This window comes from Streptomyces daqingensis (assembly GCF_014645895.1).
GTDB lineage: Bacteria > Actinomycetota > Actinomycetes > Streptomycetales > Streptomycetaceae > Streptomyces > Streptomyces daqingensis.
In genome coordinates, this window is the sequence record NZ_BMMP01000008.1 from 143,939 (window position 1) to 165,844 (window position 21,906).

A 21,906-nucleotide genomic window follows, 5' to 3' on the forward strand; every position below is an offset into this window, starting at 1 on the left:
GCCTATGGCGTGCGCGTGCTCCCCTCGCCCCGGCCGGTCTCGCCCGGCACCCGGGCGGGAGGCGTCCGGACCGCCCCCATGCTGGCGGCGATGACCAGCACGATCGCCACCACCTCCAGCGGCTCCAGGCTCTGACCGAGCACCACGAAGCCCGCTGTCGCCGCCGCGACGGGCATGAGGCTCATCAGGAGGGCGAAGGTCGCGGCGGGGAGCCGGCGGAGGGCGAACAGCTCCAGCGTGTACGGCACGCCCGAGGAGAGCACCGCGACGGCGGCGCCCAGTCCGAGCGTCACCGGGTCCAGCAGTGCGCCGCGGGCGTCTGCCACACCCAGCGGCGCGCTGAGCACCGCGGCGATGCCCATGGCCAGGGCGAGGCCGTCCGCCTTCGGAAAGCGGGCGCCCGTACGGGAGTTGAAGACGATGTAGGCGACCCACATGGCACCGGCCGCGAGGGCGTACGCCACCCCGGCGAAGTCGACGCGCCCGAAGCCGCTGCTGCCCAGCAGGTAGACCCCGGCGAACGCCAGTACCGCCCACAGCAGGCTCAGCAGCCGCCGCGACCCGGCGACGGACAGCACGAGCGGGCCCAGCAGTTCCAGAGTCACCGCGGCACCCAGCGGGATGCGGTCGATGGCCTGGTAGAAGAGCGTGTTCATCGCGCCGAGCGCGATGCCCAGACCGGCGACGGCCGTCCAGTCCGCGCGGGAGTGACCGCGCAGCCGCGGCCTGCACACGACGAGCAGCAGCAGCGCCGAGAACATCAGCCGGAGTGCGACGACCCCCAGCGAACCCGCTCGCGGGAACAGGGTGACGGCGACGGCCGAGCCGAGCTGCAGCGACAGCGCGCTGCCGACGACCATGCCGACCGCGCCGAGCCGTCCGCCGCCCGGCCCGGACGAGGGGCCGCGGGAGAGGACCGCGGCACGGTCAGCAGAGGTCATGCCGCCACGCTAGAACAGGCGCGCCAGGCTGTGAAATGCGGGTTCTCCTGCGGCTATGCTCCCTGGGCATGACCGCCGACCTGCGCCATCTGCGCGCGTTCCTCGCCATCGCGGAGGCCGGCAGCGTGACGTCCGCGGCGGCCGTCCTGCGGATGAGCCAGCCCGCGCTCTCCCGGACCCTGCGTCAGCTCGAGACCCACCTCGGCGTCCGCCTCGTCGACCGCTCGACGCACCATCTGGAACTGACCGAGGACGGCCGCAGGTTCAGGGAGAAGGCCGCGACGGCTGTGGCCGTCGTCGACGAGGCGCTCGATCCGGCACGGCTGCGTCCGTGGCCGCTGCGGCTCGGACACGCCTGGTCCGCGCTGGGCAGGCACACGACGCCCCTGCTGCGCCGGTGGAAGGAGCGCTACCCGGACACTCCGCTCGAACTGCTGCGCGTCGACGACCGTACGGCCGGCCTGCTGAGCGGGAAGGTCGACATCGCCGCGGTCCGGGCGCCGATGATCCCGGCGGACGCGCAGGGCCTGCTGGGCGAGTGGCTCCGCAACGAACCCCGCGTGGCCGCCGTACCCGCCGGGAGCGAACTGGCTGAAAAAAGCCCCCCGTTGACCCTTGAGGACCTCGCTTCGCACACGATCGCCCTGAACACCGTCTCCGGTCTGACGACGCTGGACCTGTGGCCGGAGGAGATCCGGCCGGAGGCGAGCGAGACGGTCAAGGTGGCCAACACCGACGACTGGCTGGGCGCCATCGCCGCGGGCAGCGCGGTGGGCGTCTCCACCCTCGCCACGGCAGAGATGCACCCGCACCCCGGTGTCGTCTACAAGCCGCTCGACGGAGCCGCCGAGGTGCCGCTGATGCTCATGTGGCGGGATACGCCCAGGGGTTCCGGGCGGCCCGGCCACCCGGCCGTCCCCCGGCTGGTGGAACTCGCCCTCGACGTGCTGGCGGAGGATGAGCGGGGAACCGCCTGATCACGGCATACGTTGAAGGGCCGGGACAGAAGGTGCTTTTGGGCTTCTTCCCGCGCACGGCCGCACGCCGTTCGAAGCGCGGCGCGACAGCGCACAGCCACGCGACCGCACGGGCTGACGCGGCCACAGGCGCACCGGTACAGACAGAAGCACACGCAGCCGACGGAAGGCAGAACGATGGCGGGTTTCCTCGACAGGGCCAAGGAGCAGGCGCAGCGCGGGCTGGCGCAGGGCAAGGAGAAGATGGAGGAGGTCCAGGCACAGCGCGCCGGAAACGACCTGCTGCGCCGCCTCGGCTCCGCCTACTACGCGCAGCAGCGCGGCAGCGGCTCGCCCGCAGAGGTGCAGCAGGCCCTGTCCGCGCTCGAACAGCACATCGCACAGCACGGCGACGGCTTCCTGCGCAACCCCTGAAGGGCGCGCCTCCCCTCCGCCCGCCGGCCCGTCCGGCACCTCCGGTCCCCGGTTCGCGCGCTGCGAGCCGGGGACCGGGGCGTGCGAGCGGCTATCCGAACCGCAGCCGGTACAGCATCAGCAGCGCCGCCGCCGTGTTCGCGGCGGGCACCTCACCCTTGGCGATCAGCTCGGGCGTCTCCTTCAGCGGAACCCACTCCCGCTTGTCCGACTCGAAGTCGTCCTCGGGATGACCGACGTAGTCGGCACCGTCCGACCAGTAGATGTGGTGCCGTGCGTCGGTCAGCCCGTTCGAGGGTTCGACCGTCATCAGATGCCGCAGCGTCCCAGGCCGCCAGCCCGTCTCCTCGAGCATCTCGCGGGCCGCGGCCTCGGCGAGGTCCTCGCCGTCCTCCACGACTCCGGCAGCCAGCTCCCATCCCCAGCTGTCGGTGATGAAACGGTGCCGCCAGAGCATCAGCACCTCGTTGCGCTCGTTGACGGCTGTGGCCATCGCCACCGGCCGCAGCCGGATCAGGTAGTGATCCAGATGACGGCCGTCCGGGAGTAGCACGTCCGCGAGGTTGACCCGTAACCACTGGTTCTCATACACAGTGTGTTCACCCAGGTTCTTCCATTGCACGTATGTGCCCCCTTCCTGACGGAGGTTGGGCACATCCCAGCACGCTGCGGCGTACCTCTGACAGAGTCGCCGCCCCGCTTCCCTCCCCTCAGAGAGGCACTCGCAGCGTCTCCTCGATCAGCCTGGCCGCCCGGTCGACAGGCGTACCGGGATGCCGGAGCAGGTGCTCCCTCACCCGCCGCATACGTTGCCGCAGCCGCTGCGACTCGATGCCCTGCGCGTTGTCGACCATCCGCACCGCCGTCTCCGCGGCGCTCTCCGCCGCACCGCTGCGCAGCTCCACGTCGGTGAGCGTGGCCAGCCGGTTCACCCGGCCGCGCACGTGAGCGGGTGCCCTCGCCGCCTCCTCGGCATACCGGCGCGCGCTGTCCAGCTCGCCGAGTACGAGCAGCGCCTCCGCCAGACGCACCTGCACCAGGCCCTCCTCGACGTAGCCGGTCTCCTCCGGCTCCTCCTCGGGACGGATGCGCGTGGAGCAGCTCTCGGCGCTCCGCATACGTTCGTACGCGCCCTGCCGGTCGCCGATGCGGGCGTAAGCCCTCGCCTGCATCGCGTACAGGTCGGTCGCCAGGGCGGGCGTGCAGTGCGGCCCCGGCGTCCGTAACACGGCCTCCGCGCAGGCGATCGCGCGCCTGTCGTCCCCGAGGAACAGGGCCTGGTTGACGAGCAGCGCCACGACGTAGCCGCCGAAGTGCCTGTCCCCGGAGGCCTTCCCGAGCCGCAGCGCCTGGTGGAAGTAGCGCTGGGCGAGGCCCTGCTCGTCCGCGTCGTACGCGCAGATGCCGCTCATGGCCGCCAACGACCCTGCCGCGCGGCACAGTTCACGTCCCGTCCGGTCGTCGTAGCTGCCGCGCAGCAGCGGTGCGACCTCGCCGGTCAGGAATCCGACGACGCGCGGCCGTGTCGCGACGCCGCCCGCGTTCCGGTACAGGTGCTCGTAGTGCCCCCGCGCGGCGTGCAGCACCTCCACGTCCAACTCGGAGACCTCGTGCGGGCCTTGGTGCGACACGTCGAGATCGTCCGGCGGGTTCTCCCACTCCCAGACCGGGGCCACCGCGGCGGCCCCGCGCAGCAGGCCCGGCCCCGGTGCGTCCGCGTGCATCTGGTCGGCGCGCCAGGACACGGCGGCACGCTCGACGAACCGGCCCAGCGAGGCGCCGTCTCCGCTCTCGTCCCCGGCCTCCCCGGCGTGGCTGCCGCCGCCGGCATCCTGCACCGATGCCGCCGGTCCGCGGCCGTGCGGGCCGCCCATGCCGATGTCGCCGAGAGTGAGCGTGCGCCCGAGCCGTGACCCGAGTATCCGGCAGACCATCTCCGGAACACTGCCGCGCGGACGTTGGCCCTTCAGCCATCGTGCGACGGAAGTGTGGTCGTAACGCAGAGTCATACCGCTCTCCGCGCCGAGACGGTTCACCCTCATGGCCAGACCGGCCCGGGAGATTCCGGACTGGTCAAGCAGTACGTGCAGTTGACTGTTGGGCTCCATCACGCCCTCCGGTCGTCCAACCCTTGTTTCGCAGAGTAACGGACGCTGTTTCACACGGGGTGTGAAAGAGCCACCTGTGCGTGCACGCGACACATCTCCCGGACAAGCGGAAGCTGCGGTTCGCTGTAAGCAGTCCGCACACGGCCCCGTGTACGGAGAGCGACAGTGAGGAGCAGCACCATGAACGACCCGATCCGGTTCCACTTCGAGGTCAGCGGGGCGGCCGGCCATGCAGCCTGACGCGCGCCGCAGGCGCGATCCCACGCCGAACGGCGAGTTGCGCGGCCTGCTCGCCGAAACCGAATGGACGCAGGAGGCGTTCGCCCGCGCCATCGGGCGGCTGGGCGCCGAAGCGGGCGTCCGGCTCAGGTACGACCGCACCTCCGTGGCGCGCTGGCTGCGGGGCAGCCGGCCCTCGCCGCAGGTACAGGGCTTCATCGCGGAAGCTCTGTCCCGGCGCCTGGGCCGGCCGGTCCCGGTCGCGCAGCTCGGCATGGGAGACGGACGCAGCGGCGGCAGGGGCCGCCGGAGCGCGGAGAGCCGCGCGGAGCCCACCGGCCGGACGTACGTCCCGGCGGCACGCCCCGCTCGTCCCGCCGACCAACTGGCCGCGCTCACCGCGGCGGTGGTGGGCCCGCCGCGAGCGGACTCCCCGCCCGCCGCCCCCTACCAGCTCACGCTCCTGAAGCAGCAGGGCCTCGCGCACAGCCGTCCGTCCGGCAGCAACCCGCCGGCGTCTCCCGCGAATTCGCCCTCCGCGGGAGAGGGCGAGGAGCACGGGGGCATCGGCGACGTGCCCACGGAGACGCCCGAGCCCCTCCGTCCGCGTCCGCCCCGGGATCACTCCCCCTCCTCCCGGGGCGGACGTCCCGCCCGTCGTACGGCGCCGGACGAGGTGGCGTCGGTGCGCGAGCACGTCCGCTTCTTCTCGCAGCAGGCCGACCGGCACGGCGGCGGCCACATCCGCACGACGCTCGCCGCCTCCCTCGCCGCGCTCGTCCGCAGGCTGCGTACCGGCGGAGAAGGGCCCCACCATCCGCAACTCGTGGCCGGGGCCGCCCGGTTGAGCTACCTGCTGGCCCGCGTCTACGCGGACGAGTACCGGCACGGACTCGCCCAGCGGGCGTTCCTCACCGCCGCCGAACTGGCGGAGGAGGGCGGCGACCCCGAGGGCGTGGCGCTGGCCCGCCGGGCGCTCAGCTCCCAGGCGCACCAGCTCGGTCACCGGCGCCAGAGCCTCGAACTGGCCGAGGCCGCCTGCGAGTCGGCGCCCGCGGGTACGGCTCCGTCGGCACGTGCCTTCCTCTACGCGGGACTCGCCGTCGCACAGGCCGGCCAGGGCCGGCGCCACCGCGCCCTGGCCGCGTTGCGCAGTGCCGAGCACGAACTGGCGCGCTCGCCCGCGGACTTGACCACGGGCCCCGAGAGCCCCGACGGCGAGCCCGTCGGCTCGTACCAGGACGCGGCCCTCCACTACCAGGCCGGCCAGGTGCGGGCGGCACTCGGCGACCGCGAGGGCGCCGTGCGCGAGCTGCGGGCCTCGCTCCGCTTCCGCCCCGAGGGCGAGTGCCGCTCCCGCGCCCTCAGCGAGGCCGAGCTGGCCGAACTGCTGCTTGCGCAGGGCCGGTTGGAGGAGGCCTGTGCCGCCTGGGAACTCTTCCTGGAGGACTCCGCCCTCATCAGGTCCGGACGCGCCCGCCGCGCCCGCGACCGCATGCCGCGGCTGCTCCGTCCGTACACGCAAGAGCCCTGCGTGCAGGGCCTGCTGACGCGGGCCGGGATGCCGCTCGGCACGCTGTGAGCGGAGTAAGTGCCGGACGAGCGGGGCATACCCCTCGAACACCACGAGAGCGCACGGGAAGGTACGGGGCGAGATGGCCACACCCATCACAGCGAGCACCCTCCTCGAAGCCCTGAAGAAGGCGGGCGTCGAGTACGAGGAGGTGCGCGACTGGCGCAACCACAACCGCAACCACAAGGGTCCCTGGGGCCCCGTGCACGGGGTCATGATCCACCACACGGTGACCAGCGGAGCGGAGGCGACGGTCGACCTGGTCTACGACGGCCGGTCGGACCTTCCCGGCCCGCTGGCGCACGGGGTCGTCACCAAGGACGGCACCGTCCACCTCGTCGGGCACGGCCGCGCCAACCACGCGGGCCTCGGCGACGACGACGTGCTGCGCGCGGTGATCGCCGAGAAGAAGGACCTGCCGAACCCCAACCAGGCCAACACCGACGGCAACCGCTACTTCTACGGCTTCGAGTGCGAGAACCTCGGCGACGGCGACGACCCCTGGCCGGAGAAGCAGCTCGACGCCATCGCACGCGCCGCCGCCGCGCTGTGCAAGCACCACGGCTGGAACGAGCGCTCGGTGATCGGCCACCTGGAGTGGACGGACCAGAAGGTCGACCCGCGCGGCTTCACGATGGACGAGATGCGCGAGCGCGTCGCGGAGCGGCTGAAGTAGCGGAACCCCGCGGGGCCGGCAGCGCGACAATGGAGCCGTGAACAGCAGCGCGCCCGCCCCACAGCCCCCGCCGCAGCGCGTCCCGGCCCCCTCCGACGGGGGCGGGGACGCGCTGCTCGCCGCTCTCCGCCCCGCACCCGTGCTGCCCTCGCCCGTACAGGAGCTCGACGACGCACGCTTCGCGCGGCGCGGCGTGCGTCTGCTTCTCAAGCGCGACGATCTGATCCACCCCGCCCTTCCGGGCAACAAATGGCGAAAACTCGCCCCTAATCTGCGTGACGCGCTCGATTCCGGAGCCGGCACGCTCCTCACGTTCGGCGGCGCCTACTCCAACCACCTGCGCGCCACCGCCGCCGCGGGACGCATGCTCGGGCTCGCGACAGTGGGCGTCGTGCGGGGCGACGAACTGGCGCACCGCCCGCTCAACAGCTCCCTCGCCGGGTGCGCCGCCGACGGCATGCGCCTGCACTTCGTCTCCCGTTCCGCCTACCGGCACCGCGGCGAGCCCGAGTTCCTCGCCCGGCTCCGCGACGACCTGGGACTCCCCGGCGGGGAGGGCGCCCTCGTCATCCCCGAGGGCGGCAGCAACCCCCTTGCCGTACAGGGCTGTACGGAACTGGGCCGCGAGCTGCGCGGCCGCGCCGACGTCGCGGCCGTCGCCTGCGGCACCGGCGGCACCCTGGCGGGCCTCGCGGCCGGACTGTCGCCCGGCCAGAGCGCGCTGGGCGTCCCCGTGCTGCGCGGCGGCTTCCTCACCGATGAGATACGTGACCTGCAACGATCGGCGTTCGGCGGTCCGAGGGGCGACTGGCGCCTGGACGGGCGCTTCCACTTCGGCGGCTACGCCCGCACCGCTCCCGAGCTGACCGGCTTCGCCGCCGACTTCGCCGGGCGGCACGGCCTGCCGCCCCTGGAGACGGTCTACGTCGCCAAGCTGCTCTTCGGCCTCACGACCCTCGCCGAGGAGGGGGCGTTCGCCCGCGGCACGACCGTCGCGGCCGTCGTCACAGCGCGGGGTTAGCCTTGCCGCATGATCAGATCCGCCGTCCCCGCCGACGTGCCGGCCATCCACGCGATGATCCGCGAACTGGCCGAGTACGAAAGGGCGCTGGAGCATGCGCGAGCCACCGAGGAACAGCTGCACGACGCCCTCTTCTGCGAACACCCCGCCGTCTTCGCACTGATCGCCGAGACGGACACGGAGAGTGACACCGTCGGTTTCGCTCTGTGGTTCCGCAATTTCTCTACTTGGACGGGCACTCACGGTGTGTATCTGGAAGACCTCTACGTACGCCCCTCCGCTCGCGGTGCGGGACACGGCAGGGAACTGCTTTCAGCCCTTGCCGGAATCTGTGTCGAACGGGGTTATGAACGCTTCGAGTGGTGGGTATTGGACTGGAACGACCCCTCTATCGGTTTTTACAGATCTCTCGGGGCCGAACCGATGGAGGACTGGACGGTCTTCCGCATGTCCGGAGAGCCGCTGCACGCACTGGCGGGTGTCAACGCAGCGTAACCACTTCGGATTCACGACCTCCGACCCCTAGCCACAGACAGTGCCCATATGTTTACTATGGGTGACGCTCGTGGGCTGGGGCGCCGTAGATCCGTGCGGGCGACATCTGGTCGCGGATCGCGATAGCGTCGCAGGCGAACCATCGACAGAGTCAGGCCGTTGGTTCTCCGTGGAAGAGATCCACGGCTGCGCGGCGGACCGCGCACGCGCAACAGCGAACGAGCCGAACCGGCTTGTGCCACCTTGGAGGTGAGGGTGTCCCAGATCGCAGGTGAGCCCGTGGGGCAGGACGGACAGGACTTCGTCGAGGTCCGGTTGCCCGCGGCGGGTGCCTATCTGTCGGTGCTGCGTACGGCCACTGCCGGACTCGCAGCCCGCTTGGACTTCACCCTCGACGAGATCGAGGATCTGCGGATCGCCGTGGACGAGGCGTGCGCGATCCTCCTCCAGCAAGCGGTGCCGGGCTCCGTTCTCAGCTGTGTCTTCCGGCTCGTGGGCGACTCCCTCCGGGTCACCGTGTCGGCGCCCACGACCGACGGCCGGGCCCCTGAACGCGACACCTTCGCCTGGACTGTGCTCTCAGCCCTGGCCGGCGAGGTGGATTCGGCTGTCTCCGACGACCGTACGGTCAGCATCAGCCTGCACAAGAAGCGCGGTGCCGGCCCCGGAGCGCCGTGACCGCGCACGAGGCACGGGAGCATGGGGCCGGTCGCATCGGTGCGGCGGCCGACCCGGTCGTGCCCGAGCAGGCCAGACCGCACCCCGCCGACCCCACCAGTCAGCCGGAGCAGGCAGAGCGGGCGGACGCGATGGAAATGCAGCAGCAAGAGACCCAGGGCCACGGGTCCGGCCAGCACGGCGCCCGTGCGGCGCGGGCCACCCAGTTCGCGCAGTTCGACCCGCGGGACCGCAGCGGGGCGCGCGCCATGTTCATCGCGCTGCGCAACCTGCCCGACGGCTCTCCCGAGCGCGCCGAGCTGCGCAACCATCTGGTGCGTATGCACCTCCCCCTCGTGGAGCATCTGGCCCGCCGCTTCCGCAACCGCGGCGAGCCCCTCGACGACCTGACCCAGGTGGCGACGATCGGCCTGATCAAGTCCGTCGACCGCTTCGACCCGGAGCGCGGGGTGGAGTTCTCCACGTACGCCACCCCGACCGTGGTCGGCGAGATCAAGCGCCACTTCCGCGACAAGGGCTGGGCCGTCCGCGTCCCGCGGCGCCTTCAGGAGCTGCGGCTGTCTCTCACGTCGGCCACTGCCGAGCTCTCCCAACTGCACGGCAGGGCACCGACAGTTCACGAACTGGCGCAGCGCCTGTCGATCTCCGAGGAAGAGGTGCTCGAGGGCCTGGAGTCCGCGAACGCCTACAGCACGCTCTCCCTGGACGTCCCCGACACTGACGACGAATCCCCAGCTGTCGCCGACACCCTGGGCGCCGAGGACGACGCGCTCGAGGGCGTCGAGTACCGCGAATCACTCAAACCGCTGCTCGAGGAGCTGCCGCCGCGGGAGAAGAAGATCCTGCTGCTGCGCTTCTTCGGCAACATGACCCAGTCGCAGATCGCGCAGGAGGTCGGCATCTCCCAGATGCACGTCTCCCGTCTGCTGGCCCGCACGCTGGCCCAGCTGCGCGACCGGCTGCTCGTGGAGGAATAGACCGGCACAGCCAGCACCACGCCAGTAGCGCGCGTCCATCCATATCCATGGGTGGACGCGCGCCGTGTGTGCCACGGCACACACGAATACGCGGCGGAGGGTCCGGCCGTGATGCCTTGCTGCGCCGCCTCAGGCGTCGCGCGGCCCGATGCCCAGCGCCTCGGTCGCCGTCGGGTTGATCAGGCAGCCGAGAACCACCGCGCCGGTCAGCGCGATCACGACGCCTCCGGCCACCCAGACCCCGCCGTTCTGCGCCATCTGGTAGCCCGAGGGCAGTGCGATCAACTGCACCATCATCGAGGGGCCGCGGCTCCAGCGGCGGCGCAGCCACAGGCCACGCGCCGCGGCCAGCGGCAGTACGGACAGCGCAAGCACCGTCAGCGCCATGGTGACCGCCTGGACCATCCCGTCCGGCTCGTCCGTCGCCAGCATCACGAGCGACGTCACGCCGAAGGCGGCCACGACCACACCCTCCAGGGCGGTCAGCACAGCGGCTGTCGTGAGCCGTCGAGGACGGCCGGCGGCGGAGGTCTCGTTGACTGCTGACACAGGAGCAGCGTAGCCCTCCCCAAGGGCCGGTTCGAAAGGCCCGTGCGCACACCCCCTGTGGCTGCCGCGGCCGATGAGTACGCTGCACCCCATGCGCGCTCTCCTCGTGGTCAATCCGGTTGCCACCACCACCAGCCTGCGTACGCGTGAGGTCATCACGCATGCGCTGGCCAGTGACCTCAAACTGGACGTGGCGACCACGGAATCACGCGGCCACGCACGTGAACTCGCCCGTCTCGCGGCCCAGAACGGCGAGACGGAGCTGGTCATCGGCCTCGGCGGCGACGGCACCGTCAACGAGATCGTCAACGGCCTGCTGCACGACGGCCCGGCCCCGGAGCGCCTGCCCCGCCTCGCCGTCGTTCCCGGGGGTTCCACCAACGTCTTCGCCCGCGCCCTGGGTCTGCCCAACGACGCCGTCGAGGCGACGGGCGCGCTGCTGAACGCGATCGAGTCGCGCAGCGAACGCACGATCGGCCTTGGCCTGGCGTCCGGCGTGCCCGGCACCGACGACGCGGGAGTACGGCCGCGCTGGTTCACCTTCTGCGCGGGCCTCGGGTTCGACGCCGGAGTGGTCGGCCGGGTCGAACAGCAGCGTGAGCGGGGAAAGCGGTCCACCCATGCTCTGTATGTGCGGCAGGTGATGCGGCAGTTCCTGAAGGAGCAGCACCGCAGCCAGGGCACGATCACGCTGGAGCGGGAGGGCGAGGCACCCGTCGAGGACCTGGTGCTCTCCATAGTCTGCAACACCTCCCCCTGGACTTTCCTGGGCAACAAGCCCGTCTACGCCACCCCTCAGGCGTCTTTCGACACCGCCCTCGACGTGCTCGGTCTCTCCCGCCTCACCCCTCTCGCGGTGAGCCGCTACGGGACCCAGCTGCTGACGTCCAGCCCCAGGCGCGGACCTCGCGGTAGACACGCGGTAACCCTGCACGACTTGATGGACTTCACCTTGCATTCGCAGGCGCCACTGCCGTTTCAGATGGACGGTGACCACCTGGGAGTGCGGACAAGTGTGAAGTTCACAGGTGTACGCCGTGCACTGCGTGTGATTGCTTAAGTGGAAGTCGCGAAAGTCCTTTCACTCGAACGTTTAAACCAGGGTGCACCCCCTGGAAGTACGACTGTGAGTGAGTCGACACCAAGGATTCAAAAAAAACTTTCCTGAGGGGGTTGTATCCGCCGCCGAGGTTTGCGAGTCTCTTCATGGCGATCGGGACGGCCCCTCACGGCGGCCCCCAGACGCCCGAATCCTCCCTCTCATTTCCGCTGGGACCCGTATCACAGTTGAACGGCGCCCCTTCCCTTGCGAGGGGATTCGTGAAAGCGTTCACATTCACAAGCATCAGCACCAACCCACGAGGAGAGGTAGCAGCCATGGACTGGCGTCACAACGCCGTTTGCCGCGAGGAAGACCCCGAGCTGTTCTTCCCCATCGGCAACACCGGTCCTGCGCTGCTGCAGATCGAGGAAGCGAAGGCCGTCTGCCGCCGCTGCCCCGTTATGGAGCAGTGCCTGCAGTGGGCCCTGGAGTCCGGTCAGGACTCCGGTGTCTGGGGTGGCCTCAGCGAGGACGAGCGCCGCGCGATGAAGCGCCGCGCCGCTCGCAACCGGGCGCGGAACAACGCCGCGACCGCTTGAGCCTGACGCTCACACCCCGCCGATCGCTGCATCCCGAGCCGCAGCGCGCAGTGCCGAGACGCGCACCGCGTAATCAAAGGCCTTGAGCCCCTCGTCCCACCGGACAGGGGCTCAACGCCTGTTCGGGCGCGGTTGCGGCAGCCGCGGCTCCGGCAGGAGCGCGTACCTCCGCCCCGCTCCGTGCGTGACGCTTCCCACCTGCCGCGGCGGAACCGCGCGTTCAGCGCTTGTCGCGCTTCTCCGCGGCGACCGGCAGGTCGAAGACGACGCGCGTGCCGCGGCCGCCCGGTGCGGGGACCATGTCGAACTCGCCGCCCAACTCCCCCTCCACGAGCGTCCGTACGATCTGCAGGCCGAGGTTGCCGCCCTGCTTCGCCTGGAAGCCCTCCGGAAGCCCGCGGCCGTCGTCCTGCACGGTGACGAGCAGCCGTCCGGGGTCCTTGCCGACGCCCGCGCTCCGGACCGCGCCTACCTCGATCGAGCCTTGCTCGCCCGGCCCGAAGCCGTGCTCCAGGGCGTTCTGCAGCACTTCGGTGAGCACCATGGACAGAGGCGTGGCGACTTCGGCCTCCAGTACGCCGAAGTGGCCGGTGCGGTGGCCGGTGACACGGCCCGGGGAGATCTCCGCCACCATCGCCAGGACGCGGTCCGCGATCTCGTCGAACTCGACGCTCTCGTCCAGCGTCTGGGAGAGGGTCTCGTGCACGATCGCGATGGAGCCGACGCGCCGTACCGCCTCGTTGAGCGCTTCCCTGCCCCGGTCGGAGTCCATCCTGCGGGCCTGCAGCCGGAGGAGCGCGGCTACCGTCTGGAGGTTGTTCTTCACCCGGTGGTGGATCTCGCGGATCGTGGCGTCCTTCGTCATCAACTCGCGTTCCCTGCGGCGCAGCTCCGTGATGTCGCGCAGCAGGATCAGTGAACCGATGCGGGCGCCCTTGGGTTTGAGGGGGATGGCGCGCAACTGCACCACGCAGTCGTTGGCTTCGACCTCGGCCCCGCGCGGCGCCCAGCCGCTCGCGAGCTTGACCAGCGCCTCGTCGACGGGCGCGCGGGAGGGCGCGAGTTCGGCCGTGACCTGGCCGAGGTGGAGCCCGACGATCTCGGTCGCCAGGCCCAGCCGGTGGTAGGCGGAGAGGGCGTTGGGGCTGGCGTACTGGACCACCCCGTCCGCGTCGAGGCGGATGAGCCCGTCGCCGACGCGCGGGATGTGGTCGATGTCGAGCTGCTGCCCGTGGAACGGGAAGGAACCCGCCGCGATCATCTGGGCGAGGTCCGACGCGCTCTGCAGGTACGTGAGTTCGAGGCGGCTGGGCGTGCGCACCGTCAGCAGGTTCGTGTTGCGCGCGATGACCCCCAGGACGCTGCCCTCCCTGCGCACGGGAATGGACTCGACGCGTACGGGCACCTCCTCGCGCCACTCAGGATCGCCCTCCCGCACGATCCTTCCCTCGTCGAGCGCCGCGTCGAGGAGAGGCCGGCGGCCGCGGGGCACGAGGTGGCCGACCATGTCGTCCTGGTGCGACGTGGGACCGGTGTTGGGACGCATCTGCGCCACCGAGACGTAGCGGGTGCCGTCGCGGGTGGGGACCCACAGCACGAGATCGGCGAACGAGAGGTCCGAGAGCAGCTGCCATTCGGAGACGAGCAGGTGCAGCCACTCCAGGTCGGTGTCGGTGAGGGCCGTGTGCTGGCGTACGAGATCGTTCATCGAGGGCACAGCGGCGAGCCTACCGGCGGTCCGCCGGCGGCGGAGGGGACGGTTCCTCCACGGGTCGTTCACGTCCGCGGGCCGAGGCTCATCCGCGAGCTACGAAATCCGTTGCGTATTGCACCCGGACTTCGTCTTCTGGTGATGAAAATCCGCGATGGCATGGACAGAGAAGAGTGGTCTAGTCCACAATGAACCCGAAGTAACACAGCCTTCTGCCCTCCCCGCACAGGGGGGCAGAGCGAGACCGCGGCGCTCTCTGCCCTGACTGCGCCCCGGTCTCCGGGCTCCGGGCTGCGGTGCCGGGCGGGTTGAGGGTCCCGCTCTGGTACCGCGGCCCGAAGTGCTTTCCGGGCACGGTGCGCGAAGGCCGGCCGGGGCCGGACAGGCGCCGGGCGCCGGGTCCGCCGGACGCGGACGTCCGACAGCCGGGCGGCCCGACGGCCCTTCGTTCGCGCCCGAACCTCCCCCGCCCGTCGTCAGCGGGTCTCCGTCACCTTGGCCAGTGCCCTGGGGGCGTCGGGGTCCTGACCGCGGGCGATGGTCACCTCGTAGGCGAGCATCTGCAGCGGAATGATCTCCAGGATCGGCTGCAGCTCCTCCGGAAGCCCCGTCGGCAGGGCGAAGCCCGCGGAGGCGCGGGCGACCGCGTCCTCGCTGCCGATGACGACGAGGTCCGCACCGCGGTCGCGGAGCCTGTCGAGGACGGGCTGCAGGGCCTCGCCGCCCTTCCCCTCGGTGACGACGGCGATGACCGGGGAGACGTTGTCGACCATGGCCAGCGGCCCATGCAGCAGGTCGGCCCCCGAGTAGGACAGGGCGGGGATGTAGCTGGTCTCCATCAGCTTCAGCGCCGCCTCCTTCGCCGTCGGGTAGCCGTAGCCGCGGGAGGTGAGCACCATCCGCTCGGCGAAGCGGTAGCGCCCGGCCAGGGCCCTCACCTCGGACTGGCGGTCGAGGACGGAGCGTGCGAGGTCCGGCAGCGGCTTGGCCGCCTCCACTCCGCTCCCGCCGCGCATGCCCTCCACGAACAGATAAAGGGACAGGAGTTCGGCCGTGTAGGTCTTCGTGGCGGGCAGAGCCTCCTCCGGGCCGGCCAGCACGTCGATGTGGAACTCGCTCACCTCGGCGAGCGGAGAGCCCGAGTTGTTGGTCACCGCGAGAGTCAGCGCCCCCGCCTCGCGTGCCGCCTTCGTGGAGGCCACCAGGTCGGGAGAGCCGCCCGACTGGCTCACGGTGATGACGAGGCAGTCGTTCAGGTCGGGCTTCGCCTCGTACGCCGTGGTGGTGGACATGGAGGTGAGACCGCACGGCTTGCCGAGCAGGATCTCCACCAGGTACTTCGCGTACAGCGCCGCGTTGTCCGATGTCCCGCGCGCCGTGAGCAGCACGAAGCGCGGGCTCCGGGCGGCCACCTGCTCGGCGATCTCGCGGATCCGGGGCGCGCCCTCGTCGAGGATCCGGCGCAGCACGGCGGGCTGTTCGGCCATCTCGCCGGCCATGATGCGGCCCGGCTTGCTGCTGCTCTCCTGCGACGGGGCGGACATGTGGCTGCCTCCAGGTGGCTGTTCGACGGTGTGGGACGGACGTACCGCGGCCTCAGTCACCGGCACCTTCGCCTGCGATGACCTCCGCGGCTGCCCGTCCGCAGACGCGGGCGGCTCCGTGGGTGGCGATGTGCAGCGATCCCGCGGGCGGCGCCTGGGGCACCCCCATCTCGACCACGACCGTCTCCGGACGGACGGCGAGCAGGGCGTCCAGGGCGTCGGCCATCCAGCGGTGCCGGTGGACGTCGCGTACCACGGCGACGATCCTACGGCCGCCCGCCACCCGCAGCACCTCGTCCACCAGGCGAGACGGACCACGCGGGGCCCCGGCTTCCGGACCTTCCGCTGCTTCCGCCTCGCCCGCTCCGTAGGTGGCCGCCTCCGTGCCGGGCAGCAGCTGCGAGAGTTCCGCGGCCACGCCCCACGGGGTCTCCCCTCCGACCGCGATGTTCGCCGTCGGGGAGAAGACCGCGACGAACGGCGCCTCCGTCAGGGGCCGGTGGCCGCCGGCGCCCGTGACGCGAAGGGCGCGGCGGGCCGCTTCCAGCCCGATGCCGTCCCCCTGCGGACGGGGCGGCCCGTCCGCGCCCGCGGCCGCGGTGCCGCCCGCCCAGGCCGCGAGGGTCCGTACGCGCGCGGCGGCGTCGGCGAGGCGGACCTCGGGCAGGTCGCCCTCCAGTACGGCGCGCACCAGGGCGTCCCGGAGCCGCAGCACCGTCTCCTCGTCGGCCAGGCCCCCGCCGACGCAGAGGGCGTCGGCGCCCGCGGCGACGGCGAGGACGCTGCCCCGCTCCAGTCCGTAGGTCGCGGAGATCGCCTGCATCTCCATGCCGTCCGTGACGATCAGCCCGGTGTGCCCGAGGCCGCCCTCTTCCCGCGGTGCGCGCAGCAGCCCGGTGAGGGCGGCGGGGCTCAGCGTCCCGGGGAGCGAGGCGTCGAGGGCGGGCAGCAGGATGTGGGCGCTCATGACGCCCTTGCTGCCGGCGTCGATCGCGGCCTGGAACGGGACGAGTTCACGCTCGTGCAGGGTGCGCAGGTCGGCGTCGATGCGGGGCAGCGCGTGGTGCGAGTCGACGGCGGTGTCGCCGTGTCCGGGGAAGTGCTTGACGCATGCGGCGACCCCCGCCGCCTGGAGGCCCTCGATCCAGGCGACGGTGTGGCGTGCGACCAGCCCGGGGTCGTCGCCGAAGGAGCGGACGCCGATGACCGGGTTGTCGGGGTTGGAGTTGACGTCGGCGGACGGCGCCCAGTTGAGGTTGACCCCGCATGCGGCGAGCCGGAGCCCTAGCTCGTGGGCGACCGCCCGCGTCAACTCGGGGTCGTCGACGTGGCCGAGGGCCAGGTTGCCGGGGAAGGACGAGCCGGTACGCGCCTCCAGGCGGGTCACGTCGCCGCCCTCCTCGTCGATGGCGACGAGGACCTCGGGGCGGACGCCCCGCAGTTGGGCGGTGAGGGCGGAGAGCTGCTCCGGCGACTCGATGTTGCGGCCGAACAGGCCGACGGAAGTGAGACCTTCGCCGAGCTGCCGCAGCAGCCATTCGGGCGCGCTGGTGCCGGTGAAGCCGGGTTGCAGCACGGTGAGCGCGTCCCGGGTGAGGCTCTCGGTGCCGGTTGCGAGCGTGGTCATGTGGCGCATTGTCCCTTCACTGTCGGCCCGTCGCCGCCGGACGGCGGACGTGCGGGTACGGGCGGGATGTGCGGGGTCGAAGACGGGCGGTCGTGCCGGGAGCCGGGGTTCAGCCCTTCACGGCGCCGGCGGTGAGCCCGCCGACCGCTTTGCGCTGCAGGTAGAGGAAGAGCACGAGGATGGGCAGGGCGAAGAGGGACGCGGCGGCCATCGTCGCGCCCCAGTCGTCGCCGAACGCGGTCTGGAAACGGGAGAGCCACAGGGGCAGGGTCTGCGCCTCGGCGTCCTTGTTGAGGATGAGCACCATCGGGAACTCGTTCCACGCGGTGATGAATCCGAACAGGGACGTCGCCATCAGCCCTGGAGCGAGCAGCGGGAAGATGACCTTCCGGAACGCCTGCGTGCGGCCGCAGCCGTCCACCATTGCCGACTCCTCCAGCTCCTTGGGCACCGCGGCGACGTAGCCGCGCAGCGTGAGGATCGTCAGCGGAAGCACCATCACCGTGTAGAAGAGCGTGAGCGGCACGAGGCTGTTGAGCATGTCGGCGTCCCGCACGGTCATGTAGATCGCGATGACCATGACCTCCCAGGGAGCCATCTGCGCGATCATGAACGTGAGGATGACGCCCTTCCGCCCCCTGAACCGCATCCGCGCGAGCGCGAACGCGGAGAACAGCGCGATGAGCAGGGCGAGTCCTACCGCGAGGAGCGTGACGGTGACCGAGTTCCGCACGAGCGTCCAGAAGTGCTCCGCCCGCACCGCCGTGGCGAAGTGCTCGAACGTGGGGCTGGAGGGGAACCAGACCGGCTCCTCGCTGATGATCTGGGAGTTCGGCTTCAGGGCGGTGCTGAACATCCAGTAGACCGGGAAGACGAAGCCCGCGAAGAGCACGAGCGCCGCCGCGTTCGGCCAAAGGCGTCCCCGGAGACGGCCGAGCTGTGGCCCTTTCACTGTTCGTCCTCCTCTTGTTTCAGCGCGATGCGCAGGTAATACGCCATCAGGGCCAGCAGGATCAGGATCGTGAGCACGGAGATCGCCGCGCCCGTTCCGTAGTGCTGGTTGCCGACCCCCTCGACGAAGGCGTAGACGGGGAGGGTCTCGGTGAGCCGGTCCGGGCCGCCCTCGTTGACGGCGAAGATGTGCGGGAACGCCTTGAAGATCCAGATGACTTCGAGGAACGTCGTCACCAGCAGGAATGGGCGCAGGAAGGGCAGCGTGACCGTGCGGAAGCCCTGCCAGGCGCCCGCCCCGTCGAGTGCCGCGGCCTCGTACAGCTCCCTGGGGATGGTCGTGGTCGCCGCGTAGAGGTTGACGGCGACGAACGGCACCGACGTCCAGACGATGAGCAGCGAGATGACGAAGAAGGTCGACAGCTGCCCACCGGTCCAGTTGTAATCGGCCATCGAGTGCAGACCGGCCGCGTCGAGCAGCCAGTTCACCACTCCGAAGCGCTGCGCGAAGAGCCATTGGTAGACGGTCGTCGCCGCGATGACGGGCATCGCCCACGCGAGGACGAGACCGGCCGAGAGCAGCAGCCGCATGCGGGGGCCGAGACGGGCCAGCAGCAGTCCGGTCAGCGTGCCGCCGACCATGATGACCACCACGTTGACGACCGTGAAGAGGATGGAGCGGAGGGTGACTCTCCAGAAGTCCTCGCTGCCGAGTGTCCTGCTGTAGTTGTCCGTTCCCGTCCACTCGGTGACGTGCTGGATCAGCTGCGTCATGTTGAGGTTCTGGAACGAGAGCATCCCGTTCATGACGAGCGGCCAGCCGAGGAAGACGGCGGTGGCCACCAGGGCGGGAAGCAGCAGCACGTACGGGAGTGCGCCGCGCCTGCGTGCGCCGTCGTTCCCCGGGGCGGGCGCGCTGCCCGGCGGTGTGACGGTGGGACTGCTGCGTGCGGAAGTCGGCGCCTCGTGGGTCTGCACTGACATCTGGGCTCCAGCTCGCGTGGTCGAAGTGCGCCCGGCTGTCCGCCTGCCGGGGGCTGCTCGTTCGTACGGCCGTTCCGGTCCTGACGCCCCGGGCTGACGTCCCGGAAGGACGTTCCGGGCTCGGGCGCCCGGCGGTCGCGCCCCGCGCGCGGGTCCTGTCGAGCGGGGGCGCGGATGCGCGGGGCGTCGGGCGAGGCGGGCGGTCGCGCCGGCCCCTCCGACGGCGCGACCGCGACGGGCCGTCAGGCGGAGCCCGGCCGGAGGGGCCGTGCTCCGCCCCGCCCGTCACTGCTCCTGGGAGAGCCGCTTGTTGATCTCCTGCTCGACCGACTCGGCGGCCTCGGCGTGCGGCGTGCCCTTGAGCACCGCCGTCATGTAGCGCTTCACCGGGTTCGGCGGGTTCTCCACGGCGGCCCACTGCGGGATCAGCGGTGTGAGACCCCCGCCGGCCACCGCGGGTGCCGCCGCCTCGGCCGCGGGGTTGCCCTCGACCTGCTTCTGGAGCGACGCCTTGTTCGGGATCACGCCGCCCTCCTTCGCGAGGGCGCCCTCGAACTCGTCGGACAGCGCGATCTTGAGGAATTCGCGGGCCAGTTCCTGCTTCTCGCTGCCCGCCGCGACGGCCAGGTTGGAGCCGCCGAGGAAGACGCCTTCCGGCTTGTCCGGGCTCTCACCGGGGATCGTGAAGTATCCGATGTCCTTCTCGATCTTCGGATTGGCCTCAACGGCCGTCCCGGCCTCCCAGCCCAGTCCGATGAACGCGCCGGTCTTCCCCTTGGCGAAGACCTCCGCCTGCTGGGGAGTCGCCTCGTCCTTGTCCTTGGGAGCGTCGGAGTAGGAGGCGTACTTCGCGTAGAGCTTCATGGCCTCGCCGGCCTCTGGGGCCGACAGGTTGGAGACCCACTTGCCGCCCTGCTTCCTGACAAGGCCGGCGTCCTTGCCGATGAGCAGTCCGTCGAAGAAGTACCAGTTCTGGCCGGGCAGATAGAGCGGTTCCGCGTCGGTCTTCTTCTCTATCGCGTCCAGCGCGTCGAAGAACTCCGCCCGGGTCCTGGGCGTGCCCTTCAGCCCCGCCTCGGCCCAGATCCGCTTGTTGTAGATGACGGTGCGGTTGACCGTGTACCAGGGGGCCGCGTACTGCTTCCCGCCGTAGACGGCGGACTTGTTGACGGACTCCGTCCAGTCCGCGCCGATGCTCTTCCTCAGGTCGCCGAGGTCGGCGAGACCGCCCGTCTTCGCGTACGCCGGCGTCTGGGTGTTCCCCACCTCGATGACGTCCGGCGGCTCCGACTCGGACAGCGCGGTGGTGATCTTCTGCTGGATGCCGTTCCACTGCTGGACTTCGAGCTTGAGCTTGGCGCCGGTCTTCTTCTCGAAGGCCGCCCTGACGTCCTTCTCCCACTGCTTCGGGGTCGAGCCGTCCATCGCCCACAGGGTGAGCGTCTGGCCCTCGAAGCCGTCCGCCGCGGACTCCGCGGGTCCGGATCCGCAGGCCGTAACAGCCGTCAGCAGAGCGGCGGTTGCGGTCGCGGCCATGAGTCGTCGCTTCACAGCATCCTCCTGGAACGGCCTTGACGTGACATGATGGGGTAATGGTTTAGACCAGTCCGCAGCTTGGCCTAGACCTATAAGGGTGTCAACGGGGGAGAAGACCCGCGGCCGGTTCCGTTATCGGAACGACATCTGAGCGGGGCGGCCCCGTTCACCCGCGGTCATGCCACGATGTGAGCCCCGAAGTGGAAGCAGAGCCGAGGACACGCGCCGGGATGTGACCCGGCCTGTTCCGGCAGCCGAAGCCCGAACGGGAGCCGGGTGCGAGGCGTTCAGCACGGTCCGCGTACACGGAGGAAGCCGGAGACGGCAGCACGAGGAGAGGCGGGGAGTCGAGCGATGAGCACGGACGGGGGCGCGGTCGCAGCCGCGGCAGAGCCGGAGTCGGGAAGCGGCAACGGCGGCGCGCGGACCGCACGCGTGCCCAAGTACTACCGGCTCAAGCGGCATCTGCTCGAGATGACGGAGACCATGCCGCCCGGTACGCCCGTCCCTCCGGAGCGCACGCTGGCCACGGAGTTCGACACCTCGCGCACGACCGTCCGGCAGGCCCTGCAGGAACTCGTCGTCGAGGGGCGGCTGGAGCGCATCCAGGGCAAGGGCACGTTCGTCGCGAAGCCCAAGGTCTCCCAGGCGCTGCAACTCACCTCCTACACCGAGGACATGCGCGCCCAAGGCCTGGAACCGACCTCCCAGCTGCTCGACATCGGCTATGTCACCGCCGACGACCGCCTCGCCGCCGCGCTCGACATACCGTCGGGCGGACGCGTACTGCGCATCGAACGGCTGCGGCTCGCGAGCGGCGAGCCGATGGCCATCGAGACCACGCACCTCTCGCAGCGGCGCTTCCCCGCCCTGCGCCGCAGCCTCGTGAAGTACACCTCGCTCTACACGGCCCTCGCCGAGGTGTACGGCATCCACCTCGCGGAGGCGGAGGAGACCATCGAGACCTCGCTCGCCACCCCGCGGGAGGCCGGACTGCTGGGGACGGACGTGGGGCTGCCGATGCTGATGCTCTCCCGGCACTCCGTGGACACGGAGGGTGAGCCCGTGGAGTGGGTCCGCTCGGTGTACCGCGGCGACCGGTACAAGTTCGTCGCCAACCTGCAGCGGCCACAGGACTGACTCGGCACCCGGCCGCCCGGCCGGGGCTCCTCCGGCGGGAGCGCGTCCCCGCACGGCGGCGACCGTCACACAGGGCCCCGACGGGCCCGGGGCGCATCCCCTGCCCCATGAGGGGGCGCCCCCGCCGCCGCGTGAAACAAAAGG

At 71.0% G+C, this 21,906-nt stretch carries 21 protein-coding genes; 11 read left to right on the top strand and 10 right to left on the bottom strand.

The annotated features are described in order from the left end of the window. Nucleotides 1–2: 2 nt before the first annotated feature. Nucleotides 3–941 carry an EamA family transporter gene (locus IEY56_RS13755; protein ID WP_229711870.1) on the bottom strand — a complete coding sequence of 313 codons (939 nt, stop codon included), beginning with the start codon at nt 939–941 and terminating at the stop codon, nt 3–5. Nucleotides 942–1,009: 68 nt separating this feature from the next. Here IEY56_RS13755 and IEY56_RS13760 point away from each other — a divergent pair, with 68 nt between their 5' ends. Together IEY56_RS13760 and IEY56_RS13765 are read left to right on the top strand one after the other, a co-directional pair. Then, nucleotides 1,010–1,918, top strand: coding sequence for a LysR family transcriptional regulator (locus IEY56_RS13760; protein ID WP_189037454.1), 909 nt, complete (start codon nt 1,010–1,012; stop codon nt 1,916–1,918). A gap of 177 nt (nt 1,919–2,095) precedes the next feature. Then, a complete protein-coding gene (locus IEY56_RS13765) occupies nt 2,096–2,332 on the top strand; it encodes a hypothetical protein (RefSeq protein WP_045862709.1) in 237 nt (78 codons plus the stop codon). Between the two features lie 91 nt (nt 2,333–2,423). Here IEY56_RS13765 and IEY56_RS13770 read toward each other — a convergent pair whose 3' ends face one another. Further along, complete coding sequence (locus tag IEY56_RS13770; RefSeq protein WP_045862710.1) at nt 2,424–2,954, bottom strand: NUDIX hydrolase; 531 nt, start codon at nt 2,952–2,954, stop codon at nt 2,424–2,426. 88 nt (nt 2,955–3,042) lie between these two features. After that, nucleotides 3,043–4,440, bottom strand: coding sequence for an NsdA family TPR-like regulatory protein (locus IEY56_RS13775; protein ID WP_189037455.1), 1,398 nt, complete (start codon nt 4,438–4,440; stop codon nt 3,043–3,045). 229 nt (nt 4,441–4,669) lie between these two features. On the opposite strand from IEY56_RS13775, the gene IEY56_RS13780 reads away from it, so the two are divergent. From IEY56_RS13780 to IEY56_RS13805, 6 genes are all read left to right on the top strand, one after another. Next, on the top strand, nt 4,670–6,241 hold the full coding sequence (locus IEY56_RS13780) for an NsdA family TPR-like regulatory protein (protein ID WP_189037456.1): 1,572 nt from the start codon (nt 4,670–4,672) through the stop codon (nt 6,239–6,241). 73 nt (nt 6,242–6,314) lie between these two features. Continuing rightward, nucleotides 6,315–6,908: an N-acetylmuramoyl-L-alanine amidase gene (locus IEY56_RS13785; RefSeq protein WP_189037457.1), complete on the top strand. Its 594-nt coding sequence runs from the start codon at nt 6,315–6,317 to the stop codon at nt 6,906–6,908. A gap of 37 nt (nt 6,909–6,945) precedes the next feature. Beyond that, entirely contained in the window at nt 6,946–7,929 is a 984-nt protein-coding gene (locus IEY56_RS13790; RefSeq protein ID WP_373292080.1) for a 1-aminocyclopropane-1-carboxylate deaminase/D-cysteine desulfhydrase, read from the top strand. Nucleotides 7,930–7,938: 9 nt separating this feature from the next. Continuing rightward, nucleotides 7,939–8,424: a GNAT family N-acetyltransferase gene (locus IEY56_RS13795; RefSeq protein WP_189037458.1), complete on the top strand. Its 486-nt coding sequence runs from the start codon at nt 7,939–7,941 to the stop codon at nt 8,422–8,424. A 255-nt stretch (nt 8,425–8,679) separates the two neighbouring features. After that, complete coding sequence (locus IEY56_RS13800; RefSeq protein ID WP_045862715.1) at nt 8,680–9,102, top strand: ATP-binding protein; 423 nt, start codon at nt 8,680–8,682, stop codon at nt 9,100–9,102. A 35-nt stretch (nt 9,103–9,137) separates the two neighbouring features. Further along, complete coding sequence (locus IEY56_RS13805; RefSeq protein ID WP_107068685.1) at nt 9,138–10,079, top strand: RNA polymerase sigma factor SigF; 942 nt, start codon at nt 9,138–9,140, stop codon at nt 10,077–10,079. Between the two features lie 129 nt (nt 10,080–10,208). Here IEY56_RS13805 and IEY56_RS13810 read toward each other — a convergent pair whose 3' ends face one another. Beyond that, nucleotides 10,209–10,628, bottom strand: coding sequence for a hypothetical protein (locus IEY56_RS13810; protein ID WP_189037459.1), 420 nt, complete (start codon nt 10,626–10,628; stop codon nt 10,209–10,211). Nucleotides 10,629–10,719: 91 nt separating this feature from the next. Between IEY56_RS13810 and IEY56_RS13815 the strand changes: the two genes are divergently transcribed. Then, on the top strand, nt 10,720–11,688 hold the full coding sequence (locus IEY56_RS13815) for a diacylglycerol/lipid kinase family protein (RefSeq protein WP_189037460.1): 969 nt from the start codon (nt 10,720–10,722) through the stop codon (nt 11,686–11,688). Between the two features lie 317 nt (nt 11,689–12,005). After that, the gene (locus IEY56_RS13820; protein ID WP_027747983.1) at nt 12,006–12,269 is read left to right on the top strand and encodes a WhiB family transcriptional regulator; all 264 of its coding nucleotides are present in this window, start codon (nt 12,006–12,008) and stop codon (nt 12,267–12,269) included. A 220-nt stretch (nt 12,270–12,489) separates the two neighbouring features. Here the strand turns inward: IEY56_RS13820 and IEY56_RS13825 are convergent, their stop codons facing one another. The 6 genes from IEY56_RS13825 to IEY56_RS13850 all read right to left on the bottom strand — a co-directional run bounded on the left by IEY56_RS13825 (nt 12,490) and on the right by IEY56_RS13850 (nt 20,637). Next, a complete protein-coding gene (locus IEY56_RS13825) occupies nt 12,490–13,977 on the bottom strand; it encodes a sensor histidine kinase (RefSeq protein WP_189037587.1) in 1,488 nt (495 codons plus the stop codon). 479 nt (nt 13,978–14,456) lie between these two features. Continuing rightward, a complete protein-coding gene (locus IEY56_RS13830; protein WP_189037461.1) occupies nt 14,457–15,524 on the bottom strand; it encodes an SIS domain-containing protein in 1,068 nt (355 codons plus the stop codon). 52 nt (nt 15,525–15,576) lie between these two features. Further along, complete coding sequence (locus IEY56_RS13835; RefSeq protein WP_189037462.1) at nt 15,577–17,151, bottom strand: glycoside hydrolase family 3 protein; 1,575 nt, start codon at nt 17,149–17,151, stop codon at nt 15,577–15,579. 109 nt (nt 17,152–17,260) lie between these two features. After that, a complete protein-coding gene (locus tag IEY56_RS13840) occupies nt 17,261–18,103 on the bottom strand; it encodes a carbohydrate ABC transporter permease (RefSeq protein WP_189037463.1) in 843 nt (280 codons plus the stop codon). Next, complete coding sequence (locus IEY56_RS13845; protein ID WP_189037464.1) at nt 18,100–19,086, bottom strand: carbohydrate ABC transporter permease; 987 nt, start codon at nt 19,084–19,086, stop codon at nt 18,100–18,102. Before IEY56_RS13845 ends, IEY56_RS13840 begins: the two co-directional genes overlap by 4 nt. Nucleotides 19,087–19,371: 285 nt before the next feature. After that, nucleotides 19,372–20,637, bottom strand: coding sequence for an extracellular solute-binding protein (locus IEY56_RS13850; RefSeq protein WP_189037465.1), 1,266 nt, complete (start codon nt 20,635–20,637; stop codon nt 19,372–19,374). 339 nt (nt 20,638–20,976) lie between these two features. On the opposite strand from IEY56_RS13850, the gene IEY56_RS13855 reads away from it, so the two are divergent. Then, a complete protein-coding gene (locus tag IEY56_RS13855) occupies nt 20,977–21,762 on the top strand; it encodes a GntR family transcriptional regulator (protein WP_189037466.1) in 786 nt (261 codons plus the stop codon). Nucleotides 21,763–21,906: the final 144 nt, after the last annotated feature.

What these genes read in the sequence shown, in the direction of transcription:
- IEY56_RS13830 (WP_189037461.1), bottom strand. Translation starts at nt 15,524, where the DNA reads ATGTCCGCCCCGTCGCAGGAGAGCAGCAGCAAGCCGGGCCGCATCATG.
- IEY56_RS13815 (WP_189037460.1), top strand. Translation starts at nt 10,720, where the DNA reads ATGCGCGCTCTCCTCGTGGTCAATCCGGTTGCCACCACCACCAGCCTG.
- IEY56_RS13855 (WP_189037466.1), top strand. Translation starts at nt 20,977, where the DNA reads ATGAGCACGGACGGGGGCGCGGTCGCAGCCGCGGCAGAGCCGGAGTCG.
- IEY56_RS13775 (WP_189037455.1), bottom strand. Translation starts at nt 4,440, where the DNA reads ATGGAGCCCAACAGTCAACTGCACGTACTGCTTGACCAGTCCGGAATC.
- IEY56_RS13755 (WP_229711870.1), bottom strand. Translation starts at nt 941, where the DNA reads ATGACCTCTGCTGACCGTGCCGCGGTCCTCTCCCGCGGCCCCTCGTCC.
- IEY56_RS13795 (WP_189037458.1), top strand. Translation starts at nt 7,939, where the DNA reads ATGATCAGATCCGCCGTCCCCGCCGACGTGCCGGCCATCCACGCGATG.
- IEY56_RS13785 (WP_189037457.1), top strand. Translation starts at nt 6,315, where the DNA reads ATGGCCACACCCATCACAGCGAGCACCCTCCTCGAAGCCCTGAAGAAG.
- IEY56_RS13760 (WP_189037454.1), top strand. Translation starts at nt 1,010, where the DNA reads ATGACCGCCGACCTGCGCCATCTGCGCGCGTTCCTCGCCATCGCGGAG.
- IEY56_RS13845 (WP_189037464.1), bottom strand. Translation starts at nt 19,086, where the DNA reads ATGTCAGTGCAGACCCACGAGGCGCCGACTTCCGCACGCAGCAGTCCC.
- IEY56_RS13825 (WP_189037587.1), bottom strand. Translation starts at nt 13,977, where the DNA reads ATGAACGATCTCGTACGCCAGCACACGGCCCTCACCGACACCGACCTG.
- IEY56_RS13765 (WP_045862709.1), top strand. Translation starts at nt 2,096, where the DNA reads ATGGCGGGTTTCCTCGACAGGGCCAAGGAGCAGGCGCAGCGCGGGCTG.
- IEY56_RS13820 (WP_027747983.1), top strand. Translation starts at nt 12,006, where the DNA reads ATGGACTGGCGTCACAACGCCGTTTGCCGCGAGGAAGACCCCGAGCTG.
- IEY56_RS13780 (WP_189037456.1), top strand. Translation starts at nt 4,670, where the DNA reads ATGCAGCCTGACGCGCGCCGCAGGCGCGATCCCACGCCGAACGGCGAG.
- IEY56_RS13835 (WP_189037462.1), bottom strand. Translation starts at nt 17,151, where the DNA reads ATGACCACGCTCGCAACCGGCACCGAGAGCCTCACCCGGGACGCGCTC.